The 6,980-nt window shown below is 28.5% G+C and carries 7 protein-coding genes; all 7 read left to right on the forward strand.

Going from position 1 to position 6,980, the window contains the following annotated elements; translation table 11 throughout:
- Nucleotides 1–591 precede the first annotated feature (591 nt).
- Nucleotides 592–1,656, forward strand: a complete 1,065-nt coding sequence (gene ulaG, locus GBZ86_RS10850; RefSeq protein WP_152890573.1) for an L-ascorbate 6-phosphate lactonase — start codon at nt 592–594, stop codon at nt 1,654–1,656.
- A 32-nt stretch (nt 1,657–1,688) separates the two neighbouring features.
- Entirely contained in the window at nt 1,689–2,126 is a 438-nt protein-coding gene (locus GBZ86_RS10855) for a PTS sugar transporter subunit IIA (RefSeq protein WP_327444973.1), read from the forward strand.
- A 97-nt stretch (nt 2,127–2,223) separates the two neighbouring features.
- Nucleotides 2,224–3,693 (forward strand): PTS ascorbate transporter subunit IIC, encoded by a 1,470-nt coding sequence (locus GBZ86_RS10860; protein WP_152890575.1) that lies wholly within the window; start codon nt 2,224–2,226, stop codon nt 3,691–3,693.
- 44 nt (nt 3,694–3,737) lie between these two features.
- On the forward strand, nt 3,738–4,031 hold the full coding sequence (locus GBZ86_RS10865; RefSeq protein ID WP_152890577.1) for a PTS sugar transporter subunit IIB: 294 nt from the start codon (nt 3,738–3,740) through the stop codon (nt 4,029–4,031).
- A gap of 20 nt (nt 4,032–4,051) precedes the next feature.
- A complete protein-coding gene (locus GBZ86_RS10870) occupies nt 4,052–5,089 on the forward strand; it encodes a hypothetical protein (protein ID WP_152890579.1) in 1,038 nt (345 codons plus the stop codon).
- Between the two features lie 17 nt (nt 5,090–5,106).
- Nucleotides 5,107–5,808 (forward strand): L-ribulose-5-phosphate 4-epimerase, encoded by a 702-nt coding sequence (araD, locus tag GBZ86_RS10875; protein WP_152890581.1) that lies wholly within the window; start codon nt 5,107–5,109, stop codon nt 5,806–5,808.
- An 11-nt stretch (nt 5,809–5,819) separates the two neighbouring features.
- Nucleotides 5,820–6,668 (forward strand): L-ribulose-5-phosphate 3-epimerase, encoded by an 849-nt coding sequence (locus GBZ86_RS10880; protein WP_152890583.1) that lies wholly within the window; start codon nt 5,820–5,822, stop codon nt 6,666–6,668.
- Nucleotides 6,669–6,980: the final 312 nt, after the last annotated feature.

Raw genomic sequence — 6,980 nt, forward strand, 5'->3', positions numbered from 1 at the left:
GTTTTATACTTATATTTTATATTTATAAATTTTATTTATTTGTAATAACTTTTACTCATAACAAAGTATCTTATGTTAAGAATTCATTTTTAAAAAGAGTTAAAATTTTATAAAATTATTAAATAATAAAATTAATAAATATTTGTATTAAACAATTTATACTGTAATTCCATTAAAATCAATACTTTTATATATAGTTTAATAGATTTATATATTAAAAGTATTAATAACAATCATTAAAAAATATATATGTTTCTTTAAAAGGATAAAATAGTAAATAATTCAATTTTTATGTTTGTTATTGATTTAATTGTACAATTAAACAAATAAAAAATCAATTAAATAAACTATTTGATAAAAAAAAAGGATTAAATGATTAAAATTAACAAATAAACTTATTTAAAAGAATTAAAATTTATAATTGAACATATAAAAGAACAATAAATTCATAAAAAATTCAAAAAGTATTGCAAAACAAACATAAAGAGCGTATTATAAAGACATAGAAAACGTTATACAAAAGAATTAAATGAATGTTTTCAAACAAAACGAACATAAAATTATTTTTACATAAAGGGAGGAAAAATAATTATGTCTAAAGTTGATGAAATTACAAGAGAATCATGGATTTTAAATACATTCCCAGAATGGGGTACATGGTTAAATGAAGAAATTGAACAGGAAGTTGTAGCTCCTAATACTTTCACAATGTGGTGGTTAGGATGTACAGGAATTTGGCTTAAAACAGAAGGAAATACTAATTTATGTATAGATTTTTGGTGTGGTTCAGGTAAAAGAACAAAAGAAAATCCATATATTAAACCAGAACACCAAATGGCAAGAATGTGTGGAGGAAAAAAATTACAACCTAATTTAAGAGTAGCACCTTTTGTATTAGATCCATTTAGAATTAGACAGGTTGATGCTATATTAGCAACTCATGATCACAATGATCACATTGATGTAAACGTTGCTACTGCAGTTTTGAAAAATTGTGATGCTTCAGTTCCTTTCATAGGACCAAAAGCTTGTGTAGATAAATGGGTAGATTGGGGAGTTCCAGTTGAAAGATGTATAGTAGTTAAGCCTGGTGATGTTATAAAAATAAAAGATACGGAAATATTTGCTTTAGAATCCTTTGATAGAACAGCGCTTATTACTAGCCCACCAGAAGGTGATTTAAGAGGAAAAATGCCAGTAAATATGGATATAAAAGCAGTAAATTATTTAATTAAAACTCCAGGAGGAACTCTTTATCATAGTGGTGATTCACATTATTCAAATTATTATGCTAAACATGGAAATGATTTTGAAATAGATGTAGCTTTAGGTTCATTTGGTGAAAATCCAAGAGGAATTACAGATAAAATGACTGCTTCAGATATTTTAAGAATGGGTGAAGCTTTAAATACTAAGGTTATGATACCTTTTCATCATGACATTTGGTCAAACTTCCAAGCAGATCCAAATGAAATAAATGTATTATTTAATATGAAAAAAGATAGATTACAGTATAAATTCTTACCTTATATTTGGCAAGTAGGTGGAAAGTTTAATTTCCCAGCTGATAAAGATAAGAGAGAATATCATTATCCTAGAGGATTTGATGATTGCTTTACTAAAGAAATTAATATTCCATATACATCTTTCTTATAAAAATAATAAATTAAAATTATGGAGATGATATTGTGTTACAAGAATTAATAGAAAAGAAAAGATATTCCTTTCATGATGACTTTGAAACCTGGGAAGATGCTGTGAAGGCAGCTTGTAATCCTCTTATAAAAGAAGGAGCTATAACACCAAAGTATTCTGATTCTATAATAAAATCCATAAAAAAACATGGACCTTATGTGGTTATAGCACCTAATATTTGTATTCCTCATGCACAAGAAGGTGGAGAAGGGGTAAATGAAACAGCTATATGCTTTATGAAAACAGAAAAGCCAATTCATTTTAGTGATAGTGATGAGCATGATGCTAAATTATTTTTTGTATTAGCATCTACAGATAGTGATAAGCATTTGAAAAATCTTTCTTCCTTGGTAGAAATAATTTCAAATGAAGAAACAGTAGAGAAACTATTAATGTGTTCCTCAGAAGAAGATCTTAAAGAATTATTGTAAAAATGAAATAGCATCTAAATGTTCACCTTTAAAACACTTCCTTTGTTAGTATTTAATTTAGATGCTATTTTATGAAAGAACTAAGGAGGTGCTTTAAATGCACGCTGTACTATCTATTTTAATGTGTATATGGGAATTTTTCCAAAATAATATACTTACTCAACCAGCATTTTTTATTGGATTTATAGTATTAATCGGGTATATTTTATTAAAACGTCCTATATATGATGCCATTGCAGGATTTATTAAGGCAACAGTAGGGTATTTAATTTTAAGTGTGGCAGCTAGTGGTTTAGTTAGCAACTTTAGACCTATACTTGCAGCTTTAAAAGATAGATTTAATTTACAAGCAGCAGTAATAGACCCATATTTTGGACAAACAGCAGCTCAAACAGCTATAGAAAATATAGGTAGATCATTTTCATTAATGATGGTTGTGTTATTAGTTGCTTTTGCTTTCAATATAATTTTAGTTTTACTTAGCAAATGGACAAAAATTCGTACTGTATTTATAACAGGACATGTTATGGTTCAGCAATCAGCTACTGCTTTATGGATAGTATTATTCTGTTTCCCTCAATTACATGATATGGGAATTATAATAATGCTAGGATTATTATTAGGTACATATTGGTCAGTATTTTCTAATCTTACAGTAGAAGCTTGCCAAGACTTAACAGAAGGTGGAGGTTTTGCTGTAGGTCATCAACAAATGTTTGGTGTATGGTTAACTGATAAAATAGCAGGTAAATTTGATAAAAAAGACAAAAAAATTGAAGATATTAATTTACCAGGATTTCTTTCTATATTCAATGATAACGTTGTAGCTACTGGAATATTAATGATGGTATTCTTTGGAGTAATAATGCTTATATTAGGACCAGATATTTTACGTAATATAGATAAAGGTTTTCCTGAAAATAGAAGCTTTATATTTTACATAATGGAGAAATCCTTATACTTTGCAGTATATTTAAGTATATTACAACTAGGAGTAAGAATGTTCGTATCAGAATTAACGGAATCTTTCCAAGGTATTTCAAACAAATTATTACCTGGATCAGTACCAGCTGTTGACTGTGCAGCAGTATTTGGATTTGGTTCTCCAAATGCCATAACTATAGGATTCTTATTTGGAGCGCTTGGACAATTTATTTCCATATTAGGATTAATTGTATTTAATAGTCCAGTTTTAATAATAACAGGATTCGTTCCTTTATTCTTTGATAATGCTACATTTGCTATATTTGCTAATAAAAAAGGTGGATTAAAAGCAGCTATGATTATTCCATTTATTTCAGGAATAATTCAAGTTATTGGTGGAGCTTTTGCAGCATACTTCTTTCAATTGGCACAATATGGAGGATGGCATGGAAACTTCGATTGGAGTACTTTATGGCCTGCCATTGGAATATTAATGAGATATTTAGGATACTTTGGGACAGCAATAGCTATATTTGCTATGTTAGCCATTCCTCAAATCCAATATTTAAGAAATAAAAAATATTATTTTACAATTACTGAAGATTATGAAGCTTATAAAGAAAGTTTAGAAGAAAATAAATAAAAATTATTATAAATTAAATATTTAAAATTTAGGAGGAGATTATTATGTTAAAAGTTATTGCAGCATGTGGAAATGGAATGGGATCAAGTCAAATAATAAAAATGAAAATAGAGAAAATTTTTAGAAAGTTAAATGTTCCAGTACAAATACATCATAGTAGTGTTGGGGAAGCTAAAACTCAAGCTTCAAGTTATGATGTGGTATTTTGTTCAGAAGCTTTAGCCAACAATTTTAAACAGGCAGCAGCTAATGGAACCATTGTAGTAGGATTAAAAAATCTTTTATCAGAAAAAGAAATAGAAGAAAAAATAATGAATGATGTTATGAGTAAAAAATAGAAAGAAAGGAGGAAAAACAAATGAAATTTGAAAAGAAATTTTTAACTGATTTACATAGATGTTATGCAACTAGTAGTACTGTAATTGATGGGGAAAAGCATATTCTTATAGCTACAGAAGGTGAAGGTCCTTGTTATATGTATTCAGGACCTGATTTTAAACAATCAACTGTATGGGAAGGACCTGGAGGAACTATGTCTATGATACAAATTCCAGGAAAAAATGGGGATTTCTTAGGAGTACAAAATTTCTTTCCTACTTTTCAATCAGAAAATGCTACAATAGTTTGGGCAAAACCTGAAAAAGATGGAAAATGGAATGTAAAAACTATTTTAAAATTACCTTATCTTCATCGCTTTGATATTTTATCTGCTAATGGAGTAAATTATTTTATTGGAGCAACTCTTTGCACAAGCAAAACATGTAAGGATGATTGGTCAGATCCAGGAAAAATTTATGTAGGAGTTTTACCTGATGATCTTAATGAACCTATTAAATTAAAGGTCATAAAAGAAGGTCTTACTAAAAATCATGGATATTGTAGAGCTAATTGGAATGGAAAAATGGTTGGTATGGTTACATCTGAAAATGGAGTGTTTGTTGTTACTCCACCACAAAATAAAGATGAAGACTGGCAGGTTGAGAAAATCTTAGATAGACCAGTAAGTGATGTGGCTGTAGTAGATATAGATAATGATGGGGTAGAGGAATTAGTAACTATTGAACCTTTCCATGGTAAAGATTTTGTTATAAATAAAAAAGTTGGAGATAAGTATGAAGTAGTTTATAAATATCCAAAGGAAATGGATTTTGGACATGTAGTATGGGGTGGAAAGTTGAGAGGAATACCTACTATAATTGGTGGATATCGTAGAAATGATAAGGATTTATTCTATGTTCAATGTGAAAGTACAAATCCTCTTAAATTTAAAACAGAAGTAATTGAATCTGGAGTAGGACCTAGTAATGTGGCTGTTATAAATGAGGTTGATAGAGATATTATAATATCTGCTAATAGGGAATTAGGACAAGCAGCCTTATATTTTGTAACTGATTAGTTTAGGAGGTATTTAAAATGCTAGAAAAGTTAAAGCAAGAAGTTTATGAAGCAAATATGCTTTTACCAAAATATAATTTAGTTACTTTCACTTGGGGAAATGTATCTGGAATAGATAGAGAATCATCTTTAGTAGTTATAAAACCATCAGGAGTTGAATATGACAAAATGACTCCACAGGATATGGTAGTAGTAGATTTAGAAGGAAATGTGGTAGAAGGAGATCTTAATCCTTCTTCCGATACTCCTACTCATCTTAAATTATATAAAGAATTTAAGAATATAGGAGGAGTTGTACATACTCATTCAAGATGGGCAACCATATTTGCTCAAGCAGGTAGAGGAATAAATGCTTATGGTACAACTCAAGCAGATTATTTTTATGGTGAAGTACCTTGTACAAGGGATATGAATAAGGAAGAAATAGAAAAAGATTATGAATATAATACGGGTAGTGTTATTGTAGAGACTTTTAAAGAGCTAGAAGCAGATAGTATGCCAGCAGTACTTGTTAAAAACCATGGACCATTTACTTGGGGAAAAGATCCTTTTGATGCGGTACATAATGCAGTGGTTTTAGAAGAAGTAGCAATGATGGCTTTTAATACAGAAGTTCTTAGCAGAGCAAAAGAAATTATGCCAGATACTCTTTTAAATAAGCATTTTATGAGAAAACATGGACCTAATGCTTATTATGGACAAAATTTACAGACAAAATAGTAGGTGTTTTTATGAAAAAATATGAATTAGGATTATATGAAAAATCAATGCCTAACAATTTATCTTGGGCTGAAAAGTTTATTTGTGCAAAGGATGCAGGTTTTGATTTTATAGAAATAAGTATTGATGAAAGTGATGAAAAATTAGCTAGATTAGATTATTCAAAAGAGGAAAGAATAGCTATAGTTAAAGAAATGTTTGAAATTGGAGTACCCATAAGAACCATGTGTTTAAGTGGCCATAGAAAATATCCTATTGGCAGCTCAAAGGAATCCATAAGAAACAAGGGTATGGAAATTATGGAAAAAGCCATTGATTTAGCTTGTGATTTAGGTATAAGAATAATACAATTAGCTGGGTATGATGTGTATTATGAAGAGTCAACTGATATAACAAAAGAGTTATTTGTTAATAATTTAAAAAAATGCGTAGATATGGCTGCTGAAAAAGGAGTAATCCTTGCCTTTGAAACTATGGAAACTGAATTTATGAATACAGTAAAAAAAGCTATGAATTATGTAAAAATTATTAATTCGCCATATTTACAGGTATATCCTGATTGTGGTAATATAACCAATGCTGCTGTTAAGTATGAAAATAGTGTAATTGAAGATTTAAAAAGTGGTAAAGGTCATATAACCTCTGTTCACTTAAAAGAAACAGTACCAGGAGTATTTAGAGAGGTACCTTTTGGAACAGGACATGTTAACTTTAAAGAAATAATAAAAACTTCTTGGGAGTTAGGGGTAAGAAAATTTGTAGCAGAATTTTGGTATGTGGGAAATAATGACTGGATTAATATATTGAAAGAAACTAGGATATTTATGGATAATAATTTTAAAGAAGCCCTTTCAAAATAATAAAATTAATATGTTTAATATAAAAAGATTTATATGTAATTATTTAAAAAGCACTTATTCTTGGTAAAACTATGAAAATAACCAAGAAGGGTGCTTTTTATATAAAAATGAAATAAATTTTTTAATTTTATATTTTCTTTAACATTTATTCTTTTCATAATTAACATTATGTTTCATGTAATTATTTAATCCCTAATTATTCATGAAAAAATAAAAATCATAATAGATATGGCTTAAAATAATGCTTTTCTACAAAAAAAAATTCACCTATTAGGTGAAAAAGTATAGAAAAAAGGATTCAACCCTGTTATT

Origin of the sequence: Clostridium tarantellae, from assembly GCF_009295725.1 — a bacterium.
In the GTDB taxonomy this organism is placed as follows: domain Bacteria; phylum Bacillota; class Clostridia; order Clostridiales; family Clostridiaceae; genus Sarcina; species Sarcina tarantellae.